Below are 499 nucleotides of genomic sequence, written 5' to 3' on the forward strand. Positions count from 1 at the left end.
CGTCAAACGTAATCTACGCCGGGAGTCCCCGGAAGAGTGGCTGATGATCGCCAGGCAAGACGGGATGTGCTGTGAAGAACGGGAGGGTAAGCGTGTTTATCTGGGCTCCATGGAATGGACCGACAAGAAGCTGGAACGCCCCATTCGCGTGGTCTATCAGGTGATTGAACGAACCGTGGAAGCCGATGGACAAATCCTGCTGGTGCCCCGGATTGAGGTGCAGGTGTTTTTCACCACGCTGCGGTGTTCGCCTTGGCAAGTGATAAAGCTGTACCGTGACCACGCTACCAGCGAGCAGTTTCACAGCGAACTCAAGACGGATCTAAATTTGGAGCGATTGCCTTCCGGCAAGTTTGCCACGAACGATCTGGTGCTGTGTGCGGGCCTGGTTGCTTATAATCTGCTGCGGGCCATTGGGCAAATTTCCATTCAAGAACCGGACGCCCCACTTCGAAACAAAGTCAGCCGCAGGCGGGTCAAAACGGTCATCGAAAATCTG

At 54.9% G+C, this 499-nt stretch carries 1 protein-coding gene; it reads left to right on the forward strand.

From position 1 onward, the window contains the following. Positions 1-43: 43 nt before the first annotated feature. On the forward strand, positions 44-499 hold a 456-nt coding region (locus ABD76_RS10150; protein WP_197256563.1), incomplete at its 3' end, for a transposase.

Source organism: Paenibacillus dendritiformis (genome assembly GCF_015845845.1).
In the GTDB taxonomy this organism is placed as follows: Bacteria; Bacillota; Bacilli; order Paenibacillales; family Paenibacillaceae; genus Paenibacillus_B; species Paenibacillus_B dendritiformis_C.